The sequence below is a fragment of the Agrobacterium sp. DE0009 genome (genome assembly GCF_007680755.1).
In the GTDB taxonomy this organism is placed as follows: domain Bacteria; phylum Pseudomonadota; class Alphaproteobacteria; order Rhizobiales; family Rhizobiaceae; genus Agrobacterium; species Agrobacterium tumefaciens_B.
The window spans coordinates 238,147-261,199 of record NZ_VEIU01000005.1 but is presented as its reverse complement, the minus strand read 5'-3'; the positions used below and the strand labels follow the sequence as shown (position 1 = coordinate 261,199).

At 56.5% G+C, this 23,053-nt stretch carries 24 protein-coding genes; 13 read left to right on the top strand and 11 right to left on the bottom strand.

Features of this window, described 5'->3' with window-relative positions; translation table 11 throughout:
• The first annotated feature begins 3 nt into the window (after positions 1-3).
• The 3 genes from trpA to FS804_RS18625 all read left to right on the top strand — a co-directional run bounded on the left by trpA (position 4) and on the right by FS804_RS18625 (position 3,234).
• Entirely contained in the window at positions 4-843 is an 840-nt protein-coding gene (gene trpA, locus FS804_RS18635) for a tryptophan synthase subunit alpha (RefSeq protein WP_144578406.1), read from the top strand.
• A gap of 27 nt (positions 844-870) precedes the next feature.
• Entirely contained in the window at positions 871-1,767 is an 897-nt protein-coding gene (gene accD, locus FS804_RS18630; protein ID WP_144578404.1) for an acetyl-CoA carboxylase, carboxyltransferase subunit beta, read from the top strand.
• An 87-nt stretch (positions 1,768-1,854) separates the two neighbouring features.
• A complete protein-coding gene (locus FS804_RS18625) occupies positions 1,855-3,234 on the top strand; it encodes a folylpolyglutamate synthase/dihydrofolate synthase family protein (RefSeq protein ID WP_186376901.1) in 1,380 nt (459 codons plus the stop codon).
• 126 nt (positions 3,235-3,360) lie between these two features.
• Here FS804_RS18625 and gyrB read toward each other — a convergent pair whose 3' ends face one another.
• The 5 genes from gyrB to FS804_RS18600 all read right to left on the bottom strand — a co-directional run bounded on the left by gyrB (position 3,361) and on the right by FS804_RS18600 (position 8,688).
• The gene (gyrB, locus tag FS804_RS18620) at positions 3,361-5,796 is read right to left on the bottom strand and encodes a DNA topoisomerase (ATP-hydrolyzing) subunit B (protein ID WP_144578401.1); all 2,436 of its coding nucleotides are present in this window, start codon (positions 5,794-5,796) and stop codon (positions 3,361-3,363) included.
• A 156-nt stretch (positions 5,797-5,952) separates the two neighbouring features.
• Positions 5,953-6,318, bottom strand: coding sequence for a helix-turn-helix domain-containing protein (locus tag FS804_RS18615; RefSeq protein ID WP_063951569.1), 366 nt, complete (start codon positions 6,316-6,318; stop codon positions 5,953-5,955).
• Positions 6,315-6,884, bottom strand: coding sequence for a Smr/MutS family protein (locus tag FS804_RS18610; RefSeq protein ID WP_063951568.1), 570 nt, complete (start codon positions 6,882-6,884; stop codon positions 6,315-6,317). The genes FS804_RS18615 and FS804_RS18610 overlap by 4 nt, the downstream gene beginning before the upstream one ends.
• Complete coding sequence (locus FS804_RS18605; RefSeq protein ID WP_144578399.1) at positions 6,881-7,993, bottom strand: murein transglycosylase A; 1,113 nt, start codon at positions 7,991-7,993, stop codon at positions 6,881-6,883. The genes FS804_RS18610 and FS804_RS18605 overlap by 4 nt, the downstream gene beginning before the upstream one ends.
• Positions 7,990-8,688 (bottom strand): Tim44/TimA family putative adaptor protein, encoded by a 699-nt coding sequence (locus FS804_RS18600; RefSeq protein WP_063951566.1) that lies wholly within the window; start codon positions 8,686-8,688, stop codon positions 7,990-7,992. Before FS804_RS18600 ends, FS804_RS18605 begins: the two co-directional genes overlap by 4 nt.
• Before the next feature lie 141 nt (positions 8,689-8,829).
• On the opposite strand from FS804_RS18600, the gene FS804_RS18595 reads away from it, so the two are divergent.
• On the top strand, positions 8,830-9,354 hold the full coding sequence (locus FS804_RS18595) for an FxsA family protein (protein ID WP_144578397.1): 525 nt from the start codon (positions 8,830-8,832) through the stop codon (positions 9,352-9,354).
• 92 nt (positions 9,355-9,446) lie between these two features.
• Complete coding sequence (gene secB, locus FS804_RS18590) at positions 9,447-9,929, top strand: protein-export chaperone SecB (protein ID WP_063951564.1); 483 nt, start codon at positions 9,447-9,449, stop codon at positions 9,927-9,929.
• A 94-nt stretch (positions 9,930-10,023) separates the two neighbouring features.
• Here secB and dnaQ read toward each other — a convergent pair whose 3' ends face one another.
• Genes dnaQ through FS804_RS18565 form a run of 5 tightly spaced genes read right to left on the bottom strand, consistent with a single transcriptional unit; the run spans position 10,024 to position 13,626 of the window.
• The gene (gene dnaQ / locus FS804_RS18585) at positions 10,024-10,722 is read right to left on the bottom strand and encodes a DNA polymerase III subunit epsilon (RefSeq protein ID WP_144578396.1); all 699 of its coding nucleotides are present in this window, start codon (positions 10,720-10,722) and stop codon (positions 10,024-10,026) included.
• Complete coding sequence (gene coaE / locus FS804_RS18580) at positions 10,715-11,323, bottom strand: dephospho-CoA kinase (protein WP_144578394.1); 609 nt, start codon at positions 11,321-11,323, stop codon at positions 10,715-10,717. Before coaE ends, dnaQ begins: the two co-directional genes overlap by 8 nt.
• A complete protein-coding gene (locus tag FS804_RS18575; RefSeq protein ID WP_144578393.1) occupies positions 11,323-12,183 on the bottom strand; it encodes a shikimate dehydrogenase in 861 nt (286 codons plus the stop codon). The genes coaE and FS804_RS18575 overlap by 1 nt, the downstream gene beginning before the upstream one ends.
• Entirely contained in the window at positions 12,176-12,775 is a 600-nt protein-coding gene (locus FS804_RS18570) for a Maf-like protein (protein WP_144578391.1), read from the bottom strand. Before FS804_RS18570 ends, FS804_RS18575 begins: the two co-directional genes overlap by 8 nt.
• A gap of 29 nt (positions 12,776-12,804) precedes the next feature.
• A complete protein-coding gene (locus tag FS804_RS18565) occupies positions 12,805-13,626 on the bottom strand; it encodes a pyruvate, water dikinase regulatory protein (RefSeq protein ID WP_144578389.1) in 822 nt (273 codons plus the stop codon).
• A gap of 407 nt (positions 13,627-14,033) precedes the next feature.
• Between FS804_RS18565 and hemE the strand changes: the two genes are divergently transcribed.
• The 8 genes from hemE to FS804_RS18520 all read left to right on the top strand — a co-directional run bounded on the left by hemE (position 14,034) and on the right by FS804_RS18520 (position 22,775).
• The gene (gene hemE / locus FS804_RS18555) at positions 14,034-15,068 is read left to right on the top strand and encodes a uroporphyrinogen decarboxylase (RefSeq protein WP_144578386.1); all 1,035 of its coding nucleotides are present in this window, start codon (positions 14,034-14,036) and stop codon (positions 15,066-15,068) included.
• Positions 15,065-15,610, top strand: coding sequence for a protoporphyrinogen oxidase HemJ (gene hemJ, locus FS804_RS18550; RefSeq protein WP_186376900.1), 546 nt, complete (start codon positions 15,065-15,067; stop codon positions 15,608-15,610). Before hemE ends, hemJ begins: the two co-directional genes overlap by 4 nt.
• Before the next feature lie 186 nt (positions 15,611-15,796).
• Entirely contained in the window at positions 15,797-17,062 is a 1,266-nt protein-coding gene (gene rho, locus FS804_RS18545; RefSeq protein WP_004444236.1) for a transcription termination factor Rho, read from the top strand.
• 86 nt (positions 17,063-17,148) lie between these two features.
• The gene (gene mnmE, locus FS804_RS18540) at positions 17,149-18,477 is read left to right on the top strand and encodes a tRNA uridine-5-carboxymethylaminomethyl(34) synthesis GTPase MnmE (protein ID WP_186376898.1); all 1,329 of its coding nucleotides are present in this window, start codon (positions 17,149-17,151) and stop codon (positions 18,475-18,477) included.
• A 58-nt stretch (positions 18,478-18,535) separates the two neighbouring features.
• Positions 18,536-20,419 (top strand): tRNA uridine-5-carboxymethylaminomethyl(34) synthesis enzyme MnmG, encoded by a 1,884-nt coding sequence (gene mnmG, locus FS804_RS18535; protein ID WP_144578382.1) that lies wholly within the window; start codon positions 18,536-18,538, stop codon positions 20,417-20,419.
• An 11-nt stretch (positions 20,420-20,430) separates the two neighbouring features.
• The gene (rsmG, locus tag FS804_RS18530; RefSeq protein ID WP_144578380.1) at positions 20,431-21,048 is read left to right on the top strand and encodes a 16S rRNA (guanine(527)-N(7))-methyltransferase RsmG; all 618 of its coding nucleotides are present in this window, start codon (positions 20,431-20,433) and stop codon (positions 21,046-21,048) included.
• Positions 21,049-21,067: 19 nt separating this feature from the next.
• Positions 21,068-21,862: a ParA family protein gene (locus tag FS804_RS18525; RefSeq protein WP_144578378.1), complete on the top strand. Its 795-nt coding sequence runs from the start codon at positions 21,068-21,070 to the stop codon at positions 21,860-21,862.
• 31 nt (positions 21,863-21,893) lie between these two features.
• Positions 21,894-22,775 (top strand): ParB/RepB/Spo0J family partition protein, encoded by an 882-nt coding sequence (locus tag FS804_RS18520; protein WP_063951553.1) that lies wholly within the window; start codon positions 21,894-21,896, stop codon positions 22,773-22,775.
• A 59-nt stretch (positions 22,776-22,834) separates the two neighbouring features.
• Here the strand turns inward: FS804_RS18520 and FS804_RS18515 are convergent, their stop codons facing one another.
• Positions 22,835-23,047 carry a DUF1674 domain-containing protein gene (locus FS804_RS18515; protein WP_144578377.1) on the bottom strand — a complete coding sequence of 71 codons (213 nt, stop codon included), beginning with the start codon at positions 23,045-23,047 and terminating at the stop codon, positions 22,835-22,837.
• Positions 23,048-23,053 lie beyond the last annotated feature (6 nt).

Here is a 23,053-nt window from a genome sequence, read left to right as displayed (position 1 = left end):
ACCATGACTGCACGTATGGACAAGCGCTTTGCCGATTTGCGCGCTGAAAATCGCCCGGCCCTGATCACCTATTTCATGGGCGGCGACCCGGATTTTGAAACATCGCTGGGCATCATGAAAGCACTGCCGGAAGCCGGTGCCGACGTCATCGAACTCGGCATGCCATTTTCCGACCCCATGGCGGATGGCCCCGCGATCCAGCTGGCCGGCCAGCGCGCGCTGAAAGGCGGCCAGACGCTGAAGACCACGCTCGATCTCGCGCGCGAGTTCCGCAAGCAGGACGATGCGACGCCGATCGTGATGATGGGCTATTACAACCCGATCTATATCTATGGCGTCGAAACGTTTCTCGACGATGCGCTTGCTGCCGGCATCGATGGCCTGATCGTCGTCGATCTTCCGCCGGAAATGGACGATGAACTCTGCATCCCCGCGCTCGCGCGCGGCATCAACTTCATTCGGCTTGCCACGCCGACCACGGATGGCAAGCGTCTGCCGGCCGTCCTTAAAAATACCTCCGGTTTCGTTTATTACGTGTCGATGAACGGTATTACCGGCTCGGCGCTTCCCGATCCCTCGTTGATCTCGGGCGCTGTCGGTCGTATCAAGGCGCATACGGAACTGCCCGTCTGTGTCGGTTTCGGTGTCAAGACGGCCGATCATGCCAAGGCGATCGGCGCCGTTGCGGATGGTGTGGTGGTGGGTTCCGCCATCGTCAACCAGATTGCCGGTAGCCTGACCAAGGACGGACAGGCGACCGCAGACACCGTGCCGGCCGTTACGACGCTGGTAAAAGGACTTTCAACGGGCGTGCGTGCATCGCGCCTCGCCGCTGCGGAATAAGCGCGCGGCCCAGTCAGGAGTAGACAGTTGAACTGGATCACCAATTACGTTCGGCCGCGGATCAATTCCATGCTCGGCCGCCGCCCCGAGGTTCCGGAGAACCTCTGGATCAAGTGCCCCGAAACCGGCGAGATGGTCTTTCATAAGGACCTTGAGGACAACAAGTGGGTTATCCCGGCGTCCGGCTATCATATGAAGATGCCGGCGAAGGCGCGCCTTGCCGATCTTTTCGATGGCGGCGTCTATGAGGCTCTGCCGCAGCCGAAGGTGGCGCAGGACCCGCTGAAATTTCGCGATTCCAAGAAATATACCGATCGCCTGCGCGACAGCCGTGCAAAGACGGAGCAGGACGATACGATCCTTGCCGGCGTTGGGCTGCTGAAGGGGCTGAAGATCGTCGCCGTCGTGCACGAATTCCAGTTCATGGGCGGCTCGCTCGGCATCGCCGCCGGCGAAGCCATTGTGAAGGCATTCGAGCGCGCTCTTTCCGAGCGCTGCCCGCTTGTGATGTTCCCGGCCTCCGGTGGAGCGCGCATGCAGGAAGGCATTCTGTCGCTGATGCAGCTGCCCCGCACCACGGTTGCAGTGAATATGCTGAAAGAAGGTGGCATGCCCTATATCGTGGTTTTGACCAACCCGACGACGGGCGGCGTCACCGCCTCCTACGCGATGCTGGGCGATGTGCACATCGCCGAGCCAGGTGCAGAAATCTGCTTCGCAGGCAAGCGCGTCATCGAGCAGACCATTCGCGAAAAGCTGCCTGAAGGTTTCCAGACCTCGGAATACCTGCTGGAGCACGGCATGGTGGACATGGTGGTTGATCGCCGGGAAATCCCGGACACGCTGGCCAACATGCTAAAGATCATGACCAAGGCGCCAGCTGACAACGCAAACGCCGTCGTGCCGCTGGCTGCTTCGGCCTGAGGCAAAAAAATATGTCGCCCGGAGGCATAACTTGCCTCCGGGATGATGCTATATGTTGCCTGATTTCATTTCTTGAGGCGGCAGCAAATGGCAAGCGAAACGCCTGAAAGGCGAACAGAAGACATGACCAAGCCCGCGATTGGTGAGGCCGAAAAGATCATTGAAGAGCTGATGCAGCTCCACCCCAAGGGATTTGATCTTTCACTCGACAGAATTTCCCGTCTTCTCGAAAAACTCGGCAATCCGCAAAACAGAATGCCACCGGTGATCCATGTCGCCGGTACCAACGGCAAAGGCTCAGTGACGGCATTCTGCCGCGCCTTGCTTGAAGCAGCGGGCCTCGCTGTTCATGTCCATACGTCGCCGCATCTGGTGAATTGGCACGAGAGATATCGCCTCGGCGTTGCTGGAGAAAAGGGCCGCTATGTCAGGGACGAGGTGTTCGCGGATGCCTTGCGTCGTATCCGTGCTGCCAATGCCGGCCAGACAATAACTGTCTTCGAAATTCTGACGGCTGCGATGTTCGTGCTGTTTGCCGAGCATCCCGCCGATGCGGCCGTCGTCGAGGTTGGACTTGGTGGCCGCTTCGATGCAACCAATGTTATCAACCATCCAGCTGTGTCGGTGATCATGCCGATATCCCTCGATCATCAGGCCTATCTCGGTGACCGTGTCGAATTGATCGCCGCCGAAAAGGCGGGCATCATGAAGAAGGCGTCGCCCGTCGTCATCGGCCATCAGGAATATGATGCGGCACTCGAGACACTGGTAACCACGGCCGAGCGGCTGGGATGCCCATTCACAGTGTACGGGCAAGATTTTTCCGCTCACGAAGAATTTGGACGGATGGTCTACCAGGATGAGTTCGGTCTGGTGGATGCGCCTTTACCACGGCTTCCCGGACGCCATCAGCTTGCCAATGCCGCAGCAGCGATCCGCGCGGTGAAGGCAGCGGGCTTCGAGGTGACTGAACGGATGATCGAGAAGGCCATGACATCGGTAGAGTGGCCCGGCCGGTTGCAGCGTATTCTGACCGGAAAAATCCACGATATCGCGCCGAGAGGTTCGGAAATCTGGATCGATGGCGGTCACAATCCCGGTGCAGGCGAAGTTATCGCTGAAGCGATGGCAGGGTTTGAAGAGAAGACGCCACGTCCGCTGTTTATCATCGCAGGCATGATCAACACCAAGGATCCGGTCGGCTATTTCAAGGCCTTCGCAGATATTGCCGAATATGTGTTTACCGTTCCGATCAGCGGCACTGAAGCAGCCATCGATCCCGTCGTTCTCGCCCACGCAGCCTTTGATGCCGGTCTTGTGGCGGCACCCACATCCTCGCTGACGCATGCGCTGGAGGAAGTGGCAGGACGCGTCGACCCGGAAGGCCCGCCGCCCCGCATCCTGATCGGCGGATCGCTTTATCTTGCCGGAAACGCGCTCTCCTTCAACGGAACGGTTCCTGAATAAAAAGACAAACAAGGCCAAAACGATGCTCCGGCCTTTAATGTATAAGCCCGGCGGAAATTCACCGCCGGGCTTTTTTACTAAGATTTCGTTTCACGTGAATCGCCCAGGCGGGCTTTCCACTGGGGATCAAATATCCAGGTTGGCAACGCTCAACGCGTTTTCCTGGATAAAGTCACGGCGTGGCTCAACTTCATCGCCCATCAAACGCGCAAACAGGCCATCGGCATCCGTCGCATCGCTGACACGGACCTGCAAGAGCGATCGGACATTCGCGTCCAGCGTGGTTTCCCACAGCTGCTCGGCATTCATTTCACCAAGGCCCTTATAACGCTGCATGGAAAGGCCCTTTCGGCCCGCAGCGAATATCGCATCCAGAAGCGCGCGCGGGCCGGCCAGTTCCATGGTGCCGTCTTTGCGCTGCAGGACGGGCGGTGTCGCATAGATTTCACGCGTGCGCGCGGCAAGCTGGTCAATATGACGGGCATCAGCAGAGCCGAGCAGACCCATATCGAGGGTAGAAACTTCCTTGACGCCGCGGACCATGCGCTCAAATCGCAAGCCGCCATCCTCAAGGACAGTACCAGCCCAGCCGCGCTCGGTTTCTTCCGCGATCATATCGAGCCGGCGTGCAACTTCGGCAACGGTCTCTTCCGCACGGGTCGGATCGGCCGAAAGCTCGGGGTTGAGCGCGCCGGCGATGGCGGCCTGTTCAACGATCGAGCGGCTGTAACGGGAATGCAGCCCGTCGATCAGCGAGCGCATCCGCACCGCGTCCAGAATGACTTCTCGAAGATCGGCACCCACCCGCACCTCTCCGGTGCCAAGCGTCAACGATGCTTCCTCGATACCCATGGAAATCAGGTACTCTTCCAGAGCTTTTTCGTCCTTCAGGTACTGAACGGACTTGCCACGTGTCACCTTATAGAGCGGCGGCTGGGCGATATAGAGATGGCCGCGTTCGATCAGTTCCGGCATCTGGCGGAAGAAGAAGGTCAGCAGCAGGGTACGAATGTGGGCGCCATCGACGTCAGCATCCGTCATGATGATGATCTTGTGATAGCGAAGCTTGTCGGCGTTGAACTCGTCCTTGCCGATGGAGGTGCCAAGCGCCGTAATCAGCGTGCCGATTTCCTGGCTGGAGAGCATCTTGTCGAAGCGGGCGCGTTCGACATTCAGGATTTTTCCGCGCAGCGGCAGGATGGCCTGCGTTTCACGCGAACGGCCCTGCTTGGCCGAGCCACCGGCAGAATCACCCTCAACGAGGAACAGTTCGGATTTCGCCGGGTCGCGCTCCGAGCAATCAGCAAGCTTGCCGGGCAAAGAGGCAATATCGAGCGCGCCTTTGCGCCTGGTCAGTTCGCGCGCCTTGCGGGCAGCTTCGCGGGCAACGGCCGCTTCAACCACCTTGCCGACAAGGATCCTTGCATCGGAAGGATGTTCTTCCAGCCAGGTGGAAAGCGCCTCGTTGACGAGGCTTTCGACGACAGGACGCACTTCAGAAGACACAAGCTTGTCTTTTGTCTGCGAGGAAAACTTGGGGTCCGGAACTTTTACGGAAAGAATGGCCGTCAGGCCTTCACGGCAGTCTTCGCCCTGCAGGCTGACCTTTTCCTTCTTCAGGATTCCCGACGTTTCGGCATAGGACGTCACCTGGCGCGTCAGGGCGGCGCGGAAACCCGCCATATGGGTGCCACCATCGCGCTGCGGAATGTTGTTGGTGAAGCAAAGCACGTTCTCGTGGTAGCTGTCGTTCCACCAGAGGGCGACCTCAACCGTAATGCCATCCTTTTCACCTTTGATGGCGACTGGCTTATCAACCAGCGGCTTCTTGGCGCGGTCGAGATAACGGACGAAGGCTTCGAGACCGCCATCGTAGAGCAGTTCTTCCTGCTTAACATCCGAATGGCGTTTGTCGGTGAGCAGAATGCGGACGCCGGAATTCAGGAACGCGAGTTCGCGCAGGCGATGCTCCAGCGTGCCATAATCATAATCCGTCATGGTGAAGGTTTCAGGGCTGGCAAGGAAGGTCACTTCCGTGCCGGAGCGGCCCTCATATTCGCCAATAACCGAAAGAGGCGCGTCGGCAACACCGTGCGTAAAGCCGATCTCGTGGACTTTGCCGTTTCGGCGGATGCGGAGTTTCAGCCAGACCGAAAGCGCGTTGACCACCGATACGCCCACGCCATGCAGGCCGCCAGACACCTTATAGGAGTTCTGATCGAACTTACCGCCCGCGTGCAGCTGCGTCATGATGACTTCGGCAGCCGAGACGCCTTCTGACGAGTGAATATCTGTCGGAATGCCGCGACCATTATCCGTGACGGTGACCGAACCATCGGCATTCAGCGTGACTGTCACCAGGTCCGCATGGCCCGCCAGCGCTTCATCGATCGCGTTGTCGACGACTTCGTAGACCATGTGATGCAGGCCGGAACCGTCATCGGTATCGCCGATATACATGCCGGGCCGCTTGCGCACGGCATCAAGGCCTTTCAAGACCTTGATCGAATCGGCTCCATATTCCGCGTTCGCGCCGACTTCGCTTGACGATGTTTCGGTCATAAGTACTCTTTCCAAAGTTTTCCTGGCCAGGTTTCCAGTGAGTGGGCCTGAAGCCAGCGAATCACTCAAATCCGACATGCGACTATAGAAATTCTACTCCCAAACCCAAAGGCCGCATGCTTCAGGATGCTCATAAAGCAGGGGATAGAGGGGGTTTCAATCGCAAGAACGGCTTTTTTGCAGCACGGCTGATAGTTCCTCTACCACACTCGGCGGCAGCTTGCGAATATCCCGCGCCAGACGGTTCGCAAAAGCCGTATATTGTGGTGGCAATCCGATGGTGTCGATCGTTACTTTCGGGTCCGATGATCCTGCGAGGAAGAACAGTTCCTCCGCCTCGTCCCAGATAATGTTGAAATAGCCTGCGATGCGCTGAAGCAGATCGAAACTGGGCCGTCCGCGCTTGCCATGTTCCAGCGCCGAGAGATAGGCGGGGGATACACCGATGGCGGCGGCCATCTGCTTCTGCGTTACGCCTTTTCGCTCCCGCAATTGTCGCACGGCTTCCGCGAAAGGCGTCATGATTTTTCGCTCCGCCGGCGCGATAACCGAACGTAAAGCGCGCCGTCACCGCCATGATTGGCGGACGCGTCTTCATAAGACGAAATAAGATGGCGGTATTCCGGCTTGGAGAACCACATCGGAACCGCCCGCTTCAAAGCCCCGTCGCTGCCGATGGAACGACCCTTGCCAGTGATGACGAGCACATGTCTTAAGCCCCGTTCATGCGCCCGCAGCAGAAAATCCAGGAGAACCGCATGGGCCTCGCTCTGGAACATCCCGTGCAGATCGATGCGTCCTTCCAGCGGCAGCCGCCCGCGCGTCAGTTTCCGTTTGACTGGCTTTTCCATCGGATGATGGATTTTGCCCTTTTTATCTTTTGTCAATGGCGGTGGTTCGGCCGGTTCAACCAGCATGCGCGGAAAGCTGTCTTTCGCCGCCTGCAGCGGAGAAGGTTCAACAGCCGCTTCTTCTAAGTCATCGAAAGCCAGCAGATCTTCCAGTCTGCCGGAGATGGGCCGCGTGGTTTTGGCGACCTTTCCCCACAGTACTCTTTCTTCCCTGCCGAGCTTGCGACTGCCTTTCATGACCGGTATCTCCCCGCAACGGCGCGTGGAAGCAATATATAAAAATCCGCCTCGGTGCGCACCGTGCCGGCAAGCTCGCCCGCCTCGAAACCGGAGCCCGTGAAAATGTCGCCGCGCGCGGGGCCGACGATTGCAGAACCCGTATCCAGCGCCAGCATCAGCCGCGCGAAAGGCTTGCCCCCATCCAGATGGGTCAGCGTTGGTGCATGGATGAAGAATGGCAGCCCAAACGTATGGATCAGCCTGTCCACCGCCAACGCACGCCCCGCAACGAGCGGCACTTTCGCCGCCGCGACTGGCCCCATATCCAGGCCCGTGACATCCGCTTCCCTGAAGAAAATGTAGGATCGGTTGTGCCACAGCACGCTGTCGACCTGATCTGGGTGATCGGCAAGCCATTTGCGGATTGTCTGCATTGAGATCGTTTTCGGGTCCAGTTCACCCCGATCAAGCAGCAGGCGGCCTATCGGTGAGAACGGGTGGCCAGCCTTTGCCGCGTAGGTGACGCGCTTGACCGTATCATCCGGAAAAACGAGCCGCGCCGCCCCCTGTACATGCACGAAAAACAAATCGACCTTGGATTTCGCCCAGGCAATCTCAAGCCCCCTACCCGCGAGATAGCCTTCATCAATCGCGCGACGATCGGGAAAATAGGAGATGCCCGCGTCATCCCGCTTTCCGAAAGCATAATAGGGGTCGAAATCTGCGGGACGATTGGTGTCATCGACATCCACCAATTCCGGTGGCCTGCGATAGATCGGATAGCGCCAAAGGTCGTCCGCTTCAGCCGAGACCTCAAGTTCGGGTTCGTAAAAGGCGGTTACAAATCCGCGTTTTCCCTTTGCCGCCGAAATTCTGAAAGGGACACAATTGGTCTCGAAGAAGGCCCGCGCCTGTTCGGGTGTCTGGATTTCCACAGACGCTGCGGCTTCCAGCAGCGTTACGAGCTCGGCGGCAGTTATGCCGAGTTCGCCTGTCTTGTATGGCTTGCCCTTACGAAGATGCGACAGGACGGCGGCCATGGGCGGAAAAAGTCTGGCGGGGTCGTCTTCCCGCCATCCTGGCAGATCGCCGAACGACACTTCCTCGATGGAAAAGGGCGTGCTCATTGCTCGGATTCAGTGGCGATCAGCTTCCAGTTCGGATCGCGTGAACGTATGTCGCGCGAGAAGGTCCAGATGTCGTCGACCTCCGCCACCGCATCCGGATCACCATCCACCAGCTTGCCATCCTTATCGTAGGTCGCCGAAATGAGCTGGCTGACGATCCTGAGCGTAATCTGCACTTCGGAATCGCGGACGCTCGCCTGTGTGATATCCGCCTTCTCGATGCCGACGAAGGTGGACTTCACCACCTCGCCACGGCTCTCGCGCTCTGCGATCGCTGCCTCGAAACCGTCGAACACTTCCTTGGACAGGAGGTTTTTGAGCGTCTTTCGGTCCCCGTCTGCAAAACCCATGACGATCATCTCGTAGGCCATGCGGGCACCGTTGAGGAACTCCTTCGGGCGGAAGGTCGGGTCCTTGGTCATCACGTCCCGCAGCGCGGCATTCAAAGGTGTATCGACGGGTGCGAGCGCATCCGCCTCGGCATACCGGTTCTCTTCCTCGCTTTCGCCGCGCTTCGGTAGCGTCACGACCTTGTTATCGTCCGTGACGGGCCCCTTAGCCACGTCTCGCGGACTATAGGGGTCGAATGGCGGCTTTTCATTGCCCGTGCGGCGGCCGAGGACACTGCGCAGCTGAAAGAAGATCAGCACCGCTGCAACGAGAAAAAACAATGTGATAAAGTCGCTAAAGCCCATGTTTTACCATTACCGCCATTTAAATTCGAATGTCACACCATCATATAGTCTGCATCTGATCATCATTCAAATATGCAGATTCAATCATCGGTGTCCCCGGGAACCGGCAATCTGCCAGAGATGCACACCCAAGGCTAGAAGATGCGTTTTTCCTTTCTCCCCATCGTCATCCTGATGATGCCAATCCTCGAAATTGCCGGCTTCATTGTCGTCGGCAAGGCTATCGGACTGTGGTTGACACTCGCGCTCGTTCTGTTCACATCCTTCCTCGGCCTGCTGATCCTTCGAGTTGGCGGCATCGGGATGGTGAGAAATCTCCAGGATGCCGGTCGCACGGGCGCGCAGCCGGCGGATGAGCTGGTGAACGGCGCCATGCGTGTCGTTGCAGGCATCCTGCTGTTTATTCCTGGCTTCATCACCGATATTCTTGGCCTGCTGCTTCTCTCGCCGGCCATTCGCCGTTTCATGTGGAAGGCTTTCGGGCCGCGCGTCGTTGTTGGGGGCTCCTTCCGCCAGTCGGGAAATTATTCCGGATATCAAACGAGCCCCGGCGCCCGTAGCGGTTCGAAAGTCGTTGATCTCGAAGAAGAGGAATTTCACCGCGACGGCCCGAAGGACTCGCCGTGGTCAAGCCGACCCGATGATCGGGACCTCCCCAAACCCTGACCCAGCTGGACCGCGCGCGATCACGAAGGGTTGTAAGCCCGGGGTCGAAATGATAGACCGCCTTCCACGAAATCACGCCGCGAGGAACCGTAATGACCGCTGAAAATGGCGCACAGGGCGCAGCTAGCCCATCTCTGAATATTCTTGCCCAGTACATCAAGGATCTGTCCTTCGAAAATCCGGGCGCTCCCCGTTCGCTGCAGGCACGAGAAAATGCGCCGTCGATCAATATCAATGTGAACGTCAACGCCAATCCGATCTCCGGTTCGGACTTCGACGTCGTACTGACGCTGAACGCTGAAGCAAAGGATGGCGACAAGGTTCTCTTCGCTGCCGAGCTGGTTTATGGCGGCGTGTTCCGCATATCCGGTTTCCCGCAGGAGCATATGCTGCCGGTTCTCTTTATCGAGTGCCCGCGCCTGCTCTTCCCCTTTGCCCGCCAGATCATTGCCGACGTCACCCGCAATGGCGGCTTCCCGCCGCTGATGATCGACCCGATCGATTTTGCACAGATGTTTGCCCAGCGCGTTGCCGAAGAACAGGCCAAGGCTCAGGTTCAGGCTGTTCCAAACTGATCTACAGCCAACGGCAAATTGCACGAAAAACAAAACCCGGGTTCTTCGCCCGGGTTTTTCTTTGGTCTTTGTTGGCGCTTCGGCCGAGCGATGATCAATTCTGATATCGGTTCCAGATCGCCTTGTCGCCCATGCCAAGGACGAGTTTACCGTGGGCCGCAATGGTTTCCGCATCCAGCCTTGGCGGCAGAGGTCGCGGCCTCTGCATCGGCTCAAACGCGACGTCCTCTTCGATGACGATCGTTTGCTCTTTGGCAGACGAGCCAAAACCGAGCGCGGTCTGACGACCGCCGATCATCTCAATATAAACTTCGGCGAGCAGTTCGGAGTCGAGGAGCGCGCCGTGCTTTGTGCGGTGTGAATTGTCGATGCCATATCGCCGGCAAAGTGCATCCAGCGAATTCGGTCCCATCGGGTGCTTGCGGCGGGCAAGCGACAGGGTGTCGGTCACCAACTCAGGTGAAACGGGCTCAATGCCCAGCCGCGCGAATTCCGCATTGATGAAACCCATATCGAAGGTCGCGTTATGGGCGACCCAGCGCGCGCCCTCAAAGAAGTCACGTATCTGGTCAACAACCTCGGCGAATTTCGGTTTGTCTTTCAGGAACTCGTCAGTGATGCCATGAACCGCAAGCGCATCTGGATGAACCTTGCGTTCTTCCGGATTGATATAGAGGTGCAGCGTACGCCCGGTCGGGAAGTGGTTGATCAGTTCAATCCCGCCGATTTCAATGACACGGTCCAGCTTGGATTCTAGGCCCGTGGTTTCCGTATCGAAAATGATCTCACGCATTCGTCTCTCCGCGGCGCGACTGAGCGGCCAATGTCTGCAATATCTCTCTTACCTGATCCCGCGCATTTTCGACACCACTTCCCGACTCCACGATGAAATCGGCGCGTCGCCGCTTTTCCTCATCCGGCATCTGGCGGGCGAGGATCATTGCGAATTTCTCTTCCGTCATGCCCGGGCGGGATAACACCCGCTCCCGCTGTACTTCAGGCGAACAGCTTACCACCACGACTTTATCGATCCTATTTTCCGCACCGGTTTCGAAGAGCAGTGGAATGTCGAGCAGCGCGAATTCTCGCCCTTCATTTTGTGCCGCGGCCAGGAAAGCTTGCTGCCTTTTTCGCACCAGCGGATGCACGATCTCCTCCAGCCTCTTAAAATTAGCCGGATTCTCTCGTAAGACTTCCCCGAGTTTCTGTCTGTCAACGACACCGGAAACAGTGGTTCCCGGAAAGGCCTCTTCGATCAGCGGGGCTGCTTCTTCACGGTAGAGCTCATGAACGACCGCATCGGAGTCAAGAACAGCCACACCCTCGGCAGCAAACAGGCGGGCGGTGGTGGTTTTTCCCATACCGATCGAGCCGGTGAGACCGATGACGATCATCAATGTCTCTCCATATCCGCAATGATCAGCGATCGCAGTGTCTCATCCACCTCAGGCATTTGGCCGAACCATGTCTTGAAACCGGGCTTTGCCTGGTGCAGCAACATGCCCAGACCGTCGACCGTTGCGATCCCCTGCTCCTGCGCCATTTTCAGGATCGGCGTGACGAGCGGAACATAGACGATATCGGTAACCACCGCGCCAGCGGCAAGCGGCGAAAAATCGAGACGTGGGACCTCCGTTCCGTCCATCCCCAGCGATGTCGTGTTTACAAACAGCCCTGCTCCTTGCATGACCTCGTCAAGCGCGGCCTGCGGGTGGGCGTGAACCCTCGGGCCGAAACGGTCGGCAAGTTCATGGGCTCTTTCGACAGTTCGGTTGAGGACGTGAATTTCAGCAATTCCCCGGTCACGCAGTGACTGGATAACCGCTCGGCTGGCACCACCGGCACCGAGAACGACCGCGCGCTCCGTCTTGTCCCAGCCGGGATGACGTTCATCGAGATTGGCGACAAAACCGTAACCATCCGTATTGGTGGCACACAGCCTGCCCTCATCCATCCAGACCGTGTTGGCCGCGCCAAGTTCCTGCGCCAGTTCATCTGGCCTGTCGGCGAGCTGGCACACTGCTTCCTTATGCGGAATGGTGACGTTTCCACCGACCGGTGCGCCGGGTCCGCCGTGCTTCAGGGACATGATGAAGTTTCCGAAGTCGGCTGGCGCGACTTCGACGGCTTTATAGGAGCCGGCAATACCGAATGTTTTCAACCAGTGGGAATGGATGATAGGCGATCGGGAATGCTTAATCGGGTATCCGACGACGAAGGCATTTACGGTTAATGTTTCACGTGAATCAACCATCGATGACACCCAGATCGCGCAATTTTGTTAACAGTGGTAAAAGCGGAAGGCCGAGAATCGTAAAGTAATCACCGTCGATTGAGGTGAATAGTTGGATTCCTTCTCCCTCCAGCTGGTATGCGCCCACGCTGCTCAAAGCGCTTTCACCCACCCGTTTCAGGTGTCTGGAGACAAATTCAGCGCTCAGCTCGCGCACCTTCAACTCTGCGCTCGACACGGTCTCCCAGATCACTTCGCCATGCTGAACAAGAGCGGCCGCGCTGTTGAGACGGTGAACCTGACCGGAGAGGGATAGTAGGTGCGCTTCAGCTTCCTTCATGGTTGCTGGCTTGTGATAAACGCGAGCGCCAAGGGACATGGTCTGATCGCACCCAAGCACCAGGGCCTGCGGATGAAGCGTACTTACGGACAGCGCCTTGGCCTTAGCAAGTTCAAGGGCTACCGTCTCAGGTCTCGCGCCCTCTCGCTCCAGCTTCTCATCTAAGGCGCGTTCATCAATATTCGCGGGGATCGCTGAAAACGCCAGTCCGGCATTACGCATCAACATCTGGCGCGATGCGCTGGATGAGGCGAGGATCAACTCTTGTGGCATGACTTCCGCTCCCGATGATGGGATTCGGATTATCGCGTCCTTGAACGAAGGGCAAGGATTGCGGCCGCCGTTTCCTCTATCGAACGGCGCGTGACGTCGATGAGCGGCCAATTGTTGCGTGCGCACAGCGCGCGTGCGTATTTGAGTTCTTCCATGATCGTGGCGCGATCGGTATAGCGACCGCTGTCGAACCCGCCAGTTGTGCCCAGCTCCCGATTTCCACGCACCTGAGAAATGCGGTCCGACGTCGCTACTAGTCCCACGATCAGCGGTCGGGTGGCGGCATAAAGACTTCCTGGCAATGGCACATCGGGTACGACGGGAATGTTGGCCGTCTTTATACCTCTGTTGGCGAGATAGATACTCGTTGGCGTCTTCGACGTGCGGCTGATGCCGATAATGATGACATCGGCTTCATCGTAATTTTCCGGCATCTGTCCGTCATCATGGTCCATCGCAAAATTGAGCGCTTCGATACGGGCAAAATAATCGGCGTTCAGCGCGTGCTGTGCGCCCACCCGGCGCCTGGATGGGGCCCCTAGATAACTCTGGAAGATGCCGATAATGGGCTCCAGTACGTTGACGCAGGGCACGCCGATCGCGTGGCACCGCAAATCCAGAAACTCCGCCAGTTGCTGATCAACAATGGTGTAGAGAACGATGCCGGGTTCCTTGTCGATCAGATCAACCACCTGCGCGAGCTGTTTCTGATTGCGGATCATCGGGTAGACATGTTCCACCGGCATTGAAGCATAGAACTGGGCGGATACGGCGCGACCCGCCGACATCAGAGTCTCTCCTGTTGAGTCCGAAATCAAGTGCAGATGGAAGAAGCTTTTTTTGTTCTCCACGCTGTTTTTCTCCCGCTGTTGATAAACCGGGACAAATCCCTCAATCGCCCTGCGGGCCGAACCGCGACGTGAATAAGGTGGTGTTTTTCCACAATCCGCAAGTGGCTGCAATCGTTCTTGCCAAGCCTGTGAATTGTTGGAAGAACCGAAAACTGTCGGAAATTTTCCACAGGTCATTCACAGGCAGCGTCGGCAAAAGGATTTGATCAAGTAACTGAAAAAATTACGTAAAATCACTTTTCACCATTGAGCCTGAAAGCGTGGCCGGATGTTCCTTGCACTTCTCTCACCAAATGGCTTCCTGCGGCATTTCAGCTGGAACGATTTTAATCCTTGCTACTCACAGACTCTAAGAAATAGAAAATCTTTTAAATCTCTTTGATTTTATTTTTTGGAAGCTTGGTGCGATGAGTGAACGTAAGGTAATGACGGTGTTGAACGGTGAGACGGTCACGCCGCCACCTATATGGCTGATGCGCCAGGCTGGGCGGTATCTCCCGGAGTATCGTGAAACGCGCAAGACAGCGGGAAGTTTCCTCGACCTCTGTTATAACCCTGAACTGGCGACGGAAGTCACTCTTCAGCCGATACGCCGCTTCGGATTGGATGCAGCCATTCTCTTCTCCGATATTCTTGTCATCCCCGACGCGCTGCATCGCAACGTTTCCTTCACTGAAGGCAGAGGGCCAGCGATGGACCCGATCGATGTCACCGGGATAGCCAGTCTCGATGCATCTGGCGTCATGACGTATCTGTCACCTGTCTTCGAAACGGTTTCACGATTACGCAACAGCTTGCCGGATGAAACCACTCTTCTCGGCTTCTGTGGCGCTCCCTGGACGGTCGCGACCTATATGATTGCTGGCCATGGCACGCCGGATCAGGCACCGGGGCGGCTCTTCGGTTATCAGGAGCGTGCCGCGATGGAAAAGCTACTGGCGTTTCTGGCTGAGGTGTCTGCCGACTATCTCGTGGCCCAGATCGATGCGGGCGCTGATGCCGTGCAGATTTTCGATTCCTGGGCGGGCGTTCTCGGCGAAAAGGAATTTGAGGACTACGCGGTAAAGCCGGTTGCCCGGATTATCGCGTCCGTGCGTGCCCGCCGGCCCAATGCGCGGATCATCGCTTTCGCCAAGGGCGCCGGTTACCTCCTGAAGGACTATCGCTCCAAGACAGGCGCTGATGCAATTGGGCTCGACTGGTCAGTTCCATTAAGCTTTGCAGCCGAGTTGCAGAAGGAAGGTCCTGTCCAGGGCAATCTGGACCCGATGCTGATGGTGGCGGGCGGAAAGGCTTTGCAGGATGGTATTGACGCCGTGCTGCAGGCACTGGGACAGGGCCCGCTGATTTTCAATCTCGGCCATGGCATTACGCCGCAAGCGGACCCGGAAAACGTGACGCGGCTGGTGCAGCGGGTGCGTGGCATTGGAGCTTCGGCATGAGCGCCGAAAAACAGACATCCACCCTTTCTGGAAAAAGGGCGGCCTTGCGTGCCGGCATCGCGCTTGGCGTCTTCCTGGCGTTCATAGCGTTGTTATTATACGCAGATCCGGCCGATCTTTATCTCTGGATCAAGGCGCTTCACGTCATCGCCGTGATTTCCTGGATGGCAGCGATTTTTTATCTGCCGCGGCTTTTCATTTATCACACGGATGCGCCCGCGGGTTCGCAACAGTCCGAAACCTTCAAGGTGATGGAGCAGCGTCTGATCAGGGTCATCATGAACCCTGCGATGATGATATCCTGGGTTCTCGGTCTCTACCTCGCTTGGTCGGTCTACGGTTTTTCCGGTGGCTGGCTGCATGCCAAGATTGGATTGGTCGTTCTATTGACCGGGGCGCATGTTTATTTCACGCGGAGTGCAAAACGGTTTGCGCGTGATGAAAACACGAGACCTGCCCGTCACTGGCGGTTGATGAATGAAGTTCCGACCATGCTGATGATCCTGATTGTCATACTTGTGGTTGTGAAACCTTTTGGTTAGGCCGGTCAGACGATAAATTTCGCGGAATTCGTGCTTTCCTCTTGCGGGGAACGTGTTCAATCGCTATTTTCAGCCCACTCATCTTCGTGGCATGTGAATTATTCAGTCATCTGCGGTCTTACCCACAGCATCTGATTCGCGAACACGCCCTCCCCCGACATTACATTATCAAACGGTCTTCTCTTCATGGCTGAAATGAAGCTTCAGGAACTTAAGAGCAAATCGCCTACCGACTTGCTGACTTTTGCTGAATCCCTGGAAGTTGAAAATGCGAGCACTATGCGTAAGCAGGAGCTCATGTTCGCAATCCTCAAGGTTCTCGCGAGCCAGGACATCGAAATCATCGGCGAAGGCGTCGTCGAAGTTCTGCAGGACGGATTTGGCTTCCTGCGTTCCGCGAATGCAAACTATCTTCCCGGTCCGGACGATATCTATATTTCGCCCTCGCAGATTCGCCGCTTTTCGCTGAAAACCGGTGACACGGTCGAAGGGCCGATCCGTGGCCCGAAGGAAGGCGAGCGCTATTTCGCGCTTTTGAAGGTCAACACGATCAATTTCGATGACCCGGAAAAGATTCGCCACAAGGTTCACTTCGACAATCTGACGCCGCTTTACCCTAATGAGCGCTTCAAGATGGAACTCGATGTTCCGACCTCGAAGGACCTGTCATCGCGTGTCATCGATCTCGTTGCGCCGCTCGGCAAGGGCCAGCGCGGACTGATCGTGGCGCCGCCGCGCACCGGTAAGACGGTCCTGTTGCAGAACATCGCCCATTCGATCACTGCAAATCATCCTGAATGTTATCTGATCGTTCTCCTGATCGATGAGCGCCCGGAAGAAGTGACCGACATGCAGCGCTCGGTGAAGGGTGAGGTTGTGTCCTCCACCTTTGACGAACCGGCAGTTCGGCACGTGCAGGTCGCTGAAATGGTCATCGAAAAAGCAAAGCGCCTGGTCGAACATGGCCGTGACGTCGTCATCCTGCTCGATTCCATCACGCGCCTTGGTCGCGCCTACAACACCGTCGTTCCCTCCTCTGGTAAGGTTCTGACCGGCGGTGTCGACGCCAACGCGCTGCAGCGTCCCAAGCGCTTCTTCGGTGCTGCGCGTAATATCGAAGAAGGTGGCTCGCTGACGATTATTGCGACGGCGCTGATCGATACCGGCAGCCGGATGGACGAAGTCATCTTCGAAGAATTCAAGGGAACGGGTAACTCGGAAATCGTGCTCGACCGCAAGGTCGCCGACAAACGTATCTTCCCGGCGCTGGATATCCTGAAGTCCGGTACGCGTAAAGAAGACCTTCTTGTGCCGCGGCAGGATCTTCAAAAGATTTTCGTTCTGCGTCGTATTCTTGCGCCGATGGGCACGATGGATGCCATCGAGTTCCTGATCGACAAGCTGAAGCAGACCAAGAACAATTCCGATTTCTTCGAGTCGATGAACACCTGATCCGGAGTTTAGCCGGATTCTCCATGTCAGTTCTGAAAGCCGCATTCGTTCATTCGGATGCGGCTTGACTGTTTTAGACCGAGGTGATGATGCCCGCTTCTGCCGATACGATCTATGCTCTTTCAAGCGGCGCATTGCCGTCGGGTGTTGCTGTCCTTCGCCTGAGCGGGCCAAGGGCATTTGATGCGTTGGCAATTCTGATTCACGGAGAGTTGCCACCGCCGCGGAAGGCTGCGCTCCGTTCGATTCGGGATCGAAATGGTGGGGTCATCGATCAGGCTCTGGTAATCACGTTCCCCGCACCCAACTCGTTTACGGGCGAAGACTGCGTCGAGATCCATAGTCACGGCAGCCGTGCGGTCATTGCAGCCATTTCGAACGAGCTAGGCCGCCTCGATGCTCTGCGCCCTGCCGACGCTGGCGAGTTTTCACGTCGCGCGTTTGAAAATGGGAAGATGGATCTACTGGAAGTCGAAGGTCTGGCTGACCTCCTCCAGGCCGAAACGGAAATGCAGCGGCGGCTGGCCGTGGAGCAAAGCACCGGTCGATTGTCGGCGCTCTATGACGGTTGGGCCGAGCGCCTGACCCGCGCTCGCGCTTTTATTGAAGCAGAACTCGATTTTGCCGATGAAGAAGATGTTCCCGATTCTGTAGCGTCGCAGGTGTGGGACTCGGTGGCTGCACTAAAGGACGAGATTCAGAGGCATTTGACGGCCGGTAACACAGGCGAGATTATCCGAGACGGTTTTAAGGTTGCCCTTGTCGGTGAGCCGAATGCCGGAAAATCGACGCTTCTGAACGCGCTCAGTGGGCGCGACATTGCCATTGTCACGGATATTGCTGGCACAACTCGCGACGTGTTGACTGTCGATATCAATTTCGATGGCTACCTCGTCCGCTTATTCGATACGGCCGGAATTCGCGAAACCCAGGATGTTGTCGAGCAGGAAGGGGTGCGGCGCGCTATTTTCACGGCGGAAACCGCCGATCTTATCCTGATCCTTTCGGACAACGATTCGCCTCCGAAACACCTCTTCAACGTCCCTCATGAGCAAACCTTGCTTTTAAGAACGAAGACCGCCCTCCGCTCAGGGAATCATTGTGGAACGTTCGATCTCTTTGTGTCTGCAATGGAAGGGATCGGACTGGATGAATTGCGTGGGAGGCTGCGCGCGGAGATCGAAAATAGGCTTGGCGCTGGCCAGACGCTGATTCCCACCCGAGCACGCCACAAAAAACGACTTGAAGAGACGCTCATTTATGTTAGTGATGCGCTCGATTCCGAAGGTTCAGATCTTGCGATAAGGTCTGAATTTCTAAGGCTTGCCGCCACCTCCCTTGGCCGGATTACAGGCCGTGTCGACGTTGAAGATTTGCTTGGCGTTATTTTCTCGGAATTCTGCATAGGAAAATGATTCACGTGAAACATTGTACCTCATGGTCGGTGAACACGGCAGAGCAGGACGTAAGAACATGCACCAGTCATTCGATGTTGTGGTAATTGGCGGCGGCCACGCCGGTAGCGAGGCGGCCGCAGCGGCAGCAAGACATGGCGCAAAGACTGTGCTCATCACTCATCAGCGCGATACAATTGGTGTCATGTCTTGCAATCCCGCCATAGGTGGTCTGGGCAAGGGACATCTCGTGCGCGAGATAGACGCGCTCGACGGGCTGATGGGCCGGGTCGCAGATGCTGCTGGAATTCAGTTTCGTATGCTCAATCGCAAGAAGGGACCAGCTGTCCGCGGACCGCGCACGCAAGCTGACCGCCGCCTCTACCGCGAGGCGATGCAGCATGAGATCGGCCTGATCGAAAACCTGACGATTATTGAAGGTGATGCTTTCGATATTGAAATGGCTGAAGGCCGGGCATCCGCCGTTGTCATGAAGAATGGTAGCCGGATTCGATGTGGCGCCGTAGTTCTGACTAGCGGAACTTTCTTGCGGGGACTCATCCATATCGGCGCCCAAAAGATCCCTGCGGGTCGCGCTGGCGAGCTACCGTCTGTCGGTCTATCTGACACCTTGGCTCGCCTGGGACTTACCATGGGCCGCTTGAAGACCGGCACTCCCGCACGCCTCGACGGGCGAACCATCGACTGGGAAGCCGTGGAACGGCAGGGTGCCGATGAACACCCCGTGCCCTTTTCGTTCATGACAGACCGTATTCTCAATCCGCAGATCGAGTGCGGTGTGACGCGGACGACACCGGCGGGCCACAAGGTCATACAGGACAATATTCATTTGTCGGCGATGTATTCCGGCCAGATCGAAGGTGTCGGTCCCCGCTATTGTCCCTCCATCGAGGATAAGATTACCCGTTTCGGCGAACGCGATGGCCACCAGATTTTTCTGGAGCCCGAAGGATTGGACGATCATACGATCTATCCGAACGGCATATCGACGTCCCTCCCCGCGTCTGTCCAGGAAGAGTTTATCCGAACGATACCCGGCCTTGGGCGTGTTTCCATTCTTCAGCCGGGTTATGCGATTGAATATGATTATGTGGATCCTCGGGAATTAAAGCCGTCCCTGGAATGCAGGAAGATTCCGGGGCTGTTCCTGGCCGGGCAGATCAACGGCACGACCGGCTACGAAGAGGCAGGGGCGCAGGGGCTTGTTGCCGGCCTCAATGCCTCACTTTGTGCCGGCGGCGGTGATCCGATCTACTTTAGCCGCACCGAATCTTACATCGGTGTCATGATCGACGACCTAACATCCAAGGGCGTCAGTGAGCCCTACCGAATGTTCACGTCAAGAGCCGAGTATCGTCTCTCGCTGCGTGTGGATAATGCAGACATGAGACTGACTCCGCTCGGCCTGCGTGCTGGAATTGTCGGCGAAGCAAGGAGAAGGCGATTTGCTGATTTCATCGCCGACCTCGACCATGGCCGCGAGGTAATGAAGGGATTGACGATCAGCCCTTCGCAGGCGGCTAAACAGGGATTGAAGCTCAACCAGGATGGTCACCGTCGTTCGGCTTACGAGCTGCTCGCCTATCCTGACATGACCGTCGATACGCTTTCCGCTCTCTGGCCTGAATTGGCGGCGCTGGACAAGAAGTTGGCAGAGGTCCTTGAAATCGAAGCTAGCTACGCAGTTTATATGCAACGACAGAACGCGGATATTATCGATATCAGACGCGACGAAGACCGTAAGATTCCCTCTAGTTTCGACTTCAAGAACCTTTCGGGTCTTTCCAACGAATTGAAACAAAAGCTGGAAAAAGCGCGTCCAGAGAATATCGCGCAGGCTGCTCGTGTTGACGGCATGACTCCCGCTGCTATATCGCTTCTCCTCGCTCTGCTTCGGAAAAACTCAGAAGTGGCCGATACGAAGTTGCGCATGCACCCATAACGAGTCAAATTATGAATATAAACGGCCAGAGTGTTTCACGTGAAACACAAGAGAGACTCGAGCATTTTGTCGAACTTTTCAAGAAGTGGAACAAAACCACAAATCTGGTGGCGCCCTCAACGCTCACAGAGCTCTGGAGTCGTCATGTGGCGGATAGCGCGCAAATATTTCAGCTCTGTTCTGTACCTCAAAGATGGATTGATCTCGGCAGTGGCGGTGGATTCCCTGGTGTAATAACGGCGATTTTCCTTGCTGAATTGGGCGACGGCTGGGTTGATCTGGTTGAGAGCAACAATAAAAAAGCCGCGTTCTTACGTATCGCTCTAAAAGAAACAGGTGCGCGCGGGTCAGTTCACCCCTTAAGAATTGAAACGGCGCCCCAGACGATCGAAAGTTGCGACGCGGTCTCGGCACGGGCGCTGGCCGAGCTTGATCTTCTTTTGGAGTATATTCACCCCTGGGCAGAGAAAAATTCTGACCTCAAGGCCTTTTTCAATAAAGGACGGGATTACGAATCCGAAGTGCAGAAAGCGCATGGTCGTTGGCAGTTCGATCTGATAAAACACCAGAGTGCCATTGAGGCAGATTCTGTTGTTCTTGAAATCAGCAACCTCTCTTTGAGGCGCTGACGAGCTGGCCAGGTGCGGCATGACTTTTGAAAAAAATCGAATTATCGCAGTCGCAAATCAAAAAGGCGGCGTTGGTAAAACAACCACAGCCATTAATCTCGCGACGGCGCTTGCTGCCATTGGCGAGCGGGTCTTGATTGTTGACCTTGATCCCCAAGGGAATGCGAGCACGGGTCTGGGCATCGATCGCAAAGAGCGCAAGCTTTCTTCCTATGATCTTCTGGTTGGCGACTATGGTGTTGCGGATGTGGCTTTCCCGACCGCCGTACCGAATCTCGACATTGTTCCGTCGACCATGGATTTGCTCGGGTTTGAAATGGAAGTAGCGAATGTTTCCAACCGCGTCTTTCTACTGCGCTCGGCGATGGAGACTCCTGAGGCTAGAGGATATTCCTATATTCTCGTTGACTGCCCGCCTTCTTTTAATCTCCTGACCATGAACGCGATGACGGCGGCTCATTCGGTTCTGGTGCCGCTTCAATGCGAGTTTTTCGCGCTTGAAGGGCTGAGTCAGTTGCTCGATACGGTTAGCCAAATCCGCTCATCGATAAATCCGCAGCTCGACATCCAAGGCATCGTCCTCACGATGTTCGATGCTCGAAACAATCTGGCGCAGCAGGTTGTCTCAGATGTGCGCTCACATCTGGGTGAGAAGGTTTATCACACCCTCATTCCGCGAAATGTACGTGTCTCGGAAGCGCCATCTTACGGTAAACCGGCCATTCTCTATGATTTGAAATGCGCCGGTAGCCAGGCCTATCTGCAGCTGGCATCCGAAGTGATCCAAAGGGAGCGTCTGCGCAGAGCAGCGTAATCTTTGTTGGGAGTGTATGGAGTAATATTTTATGAGTGATGATCTCTCGAAGCGCCGTTTGGGACGTGGCCTCGCCGCACTGATCGGGGAAATGGACCAGCCAGTTCCGGTTGGGGAGCCGCCGCGCGCTGTCAGTCCAGACCGCACGATACCAATCGAGTTCATTGCCCGAAGCCAAAGAAATCCGCGGCGTCACTTTGATGAGAACGAGCTTCAGGATCTTGCGGCGTCAATCCGGCAACATGGTATTGTTCAGCCTGTGGTTGTACGAACAGTTGCAACCAACAGATACGAGATCATTGCAGGTGAAAGACGATGGCGCGCGGCCCAGCTCGCGGGCTTTACCGAGGTCCCCGTCATTGTTCGCGATGTCGATGATCGCACCGCGCTTGAACTGGCCATCGTCGAAAACGTCCAGCGGTCGGATCTCAATCCCCTCGAAGAAGCGATGGGATATGAGCAGCTGATTGCCGAGCACGGTTATACCCAGAACGACCTCGGAGAGATCATAGGCAAGAGCCGAAGCCATGTCGCCAATAGTCTTCGTCTTTTGAAGCTTCCCGACCCGGTCCGGGATATGCTGGCGGATGGCTCGCTCTCGGCCGGGCACGCCCGGGCGCTTGTGTCGACGTCTGATCCGTCCACGCTCGCCAAGACAATTGTGGCCAAAGGGCTTTCTGTTCGCGACGCCGAACGCCTCGCGCAGAATGACATCAAGTCCCAGGGCGATGGCGGCGAGAAACGTCCTGCCGTTGAAAAGGATTCGGATACGGTCGCGCTTGAGCGGAGCCTGTCCGACGCGCTTGGACTTGATGTGAAGATCAACCACAAGGGCGGTTCGGGTCAGATCCGCATCAGCTATCGCACCTTGGAGCAACTCGAAGCGGTATGCAGGCTTCTCGAGCAAAAATGATAAGTATTTGATGTAATTATAAAATACCCGCTTCTGGCGGGTATTTCCATTTTACGCAGTCAAAAATCGATTGCGCGACCTTTTATTTCATAATCGCCAAAGCGTACTGGTTCCGCGCCGCCACGGCCACCGGTCTCCGGAGGCAATTGAAGGTCAGCCTGTTGCCTGCGACGCTCCTCAGCTTCCTTCAGGGCTCTCTGCGCCGCCGGTGGAAGCTCTCTAGCGTCATCCCTATTCCGAGCCGAGGCATTGTCGTTATCTGCATTCTGCATGAAATC

Coding starts and splice junctions, on each gene's coding strand:
- FS804_RS18610 (WP_063951568.1), bottom strand. CDS start 6,884: ATGAAAGGCAGTCGCAAGCTCGGCAGGGAAGAAAGAGTACTGTGGGGA.
- rsmG (WP_144578380.1), top strand. CDS start 20,431: ATGAATATAAACGGCCAGAGTGTTTCACGTGAAACACAAGAGAGACTC.
- mnmE (WP_186376898.1), top strand. CDS start 17,149: ATGATGCCCGCTTCTGCCGATACGATCTATGCTCTTTCAAGCGGCGCA.
- hemJ (WP_186376900.1), top strand. CDS start 15,065: ATGAGCGCCGAAAAACAGACATCCACCCTTTCTGGAAAAAGGGCGGCC.
- FS804_RS18605 (WP_144578399.1), bottom strand. CDS start 7,993: ATGAGCACGCCCTTTTCCATCGAGGAAGTGTCGTTCGGCGATCTGCCA.
- mnmG (WP_144578382.1), top strand. CDS start 18,536: ATGCACCAGTCATTCGATGTTGTGGTAATTGGCGGCGGCCACGCCGGT.
- FS804_RS18595 (WP_144578397.1), top strand. CDS start 8,830: ATGCGTTTTTCCTTTCTCCCCATCGTCATCCTGATGATGCCAATCCTC.
- coaE (WP_144578394.1), bottom strand. CDS start 11,323: ATGATCGTCATCGGTCTCACCGGCTCGATCGGTATGGGAAAAACCACC.
- hemE (WP_144578386.1), top strand. CDS start 14,034: ATGAGTGAACGTAAGGTAATGACGGTGTTGAACGGTGAGACGGTCACG.
- FS804_RS18625 (WP_186376901.1), top strand. CDS start 1,855: ATGGCAAGCGAAACGCCTGAAAGGCGAACAGAAGACATGACCAAGCCC.
- secB (WP_063951564.1), top strand. CDS start 9,447: ATGACCGCTGAAAATGGCGCACAGGGCGCAGCTAGCCCATCTCTGAAT.
- rho (WP_004444236.1), top strand. CDS start 15,797: ATGGCTGAAATGAAGCTTCAGGAACTTAAGAGCAAATCGCCTACCGAC.
- FS804_RS18525 (WP_144578378.1), top strand. CDS start 21,068: ATGACTTTTGAAAAAAATCGAATTATCGCAGTCGCAAATCAAAAAGGC.
- gyrB (WP_144578401.1), bottom strand. CDS start 5,796: ATGACCGAAACATCGTCAAGCGAAGTCGGCGCGAACGCGGAATATGGA.
- FS804_RS18520 (WP_063951553.1), top strand. CDS start 21,894: ATGAGTGATGATCTCTCGAAGCGCCGTTTGGGACGTGGCCTCGCCGCA.
- FS804_RS18600 (WP_063951566.1), bottom strand. CDS start 8,688: ATGGGCTTTAGCGACTTTATCACATTGTTTTTTCTCGTTGCAGCGGTG.
- trpA (WP_144578406.1), top strand. CDS start 4: ATGACTGCACGTATGGACAAGCGCTTTGCCGATTTGCGCGCTGAAAAT.
- FS804_RS18615 (WP_063951569.1), bottom strand. CDS start 6,318: ATGACGCCTTTCGCGGAAGCCGTGCGACAATTGCGGGAGCGAAAAGGC.
- FS804_RS18575 (WP_144578393.1), bottom strand. CDS start 12,183: ATGGTTGATTCACGTGAAACATTAACCGTAAATGCCTTCGTCGTCGGA.
- dnaQ (WP_144578396.1), bottom strand. CDS start 10,722: ATGCGTGAGATCATTTTCGATACGGAAACCACGGGCCTAGAATCCAAG.
- FS804_RS18570 (WP_144578391.1), bottom strand. CDS start 12,775: ATGCCACAAGAGTTGATCCTCGCCTCATCCAGCGCATCGCGCCAGATG.
- FS804_RS18515 (WP_144578377.1), bottom strand. CDS start 23,047: ATGCAGAATGCAGATAACGACAATGCCTCGGCTCGGAATAGGGATGAC.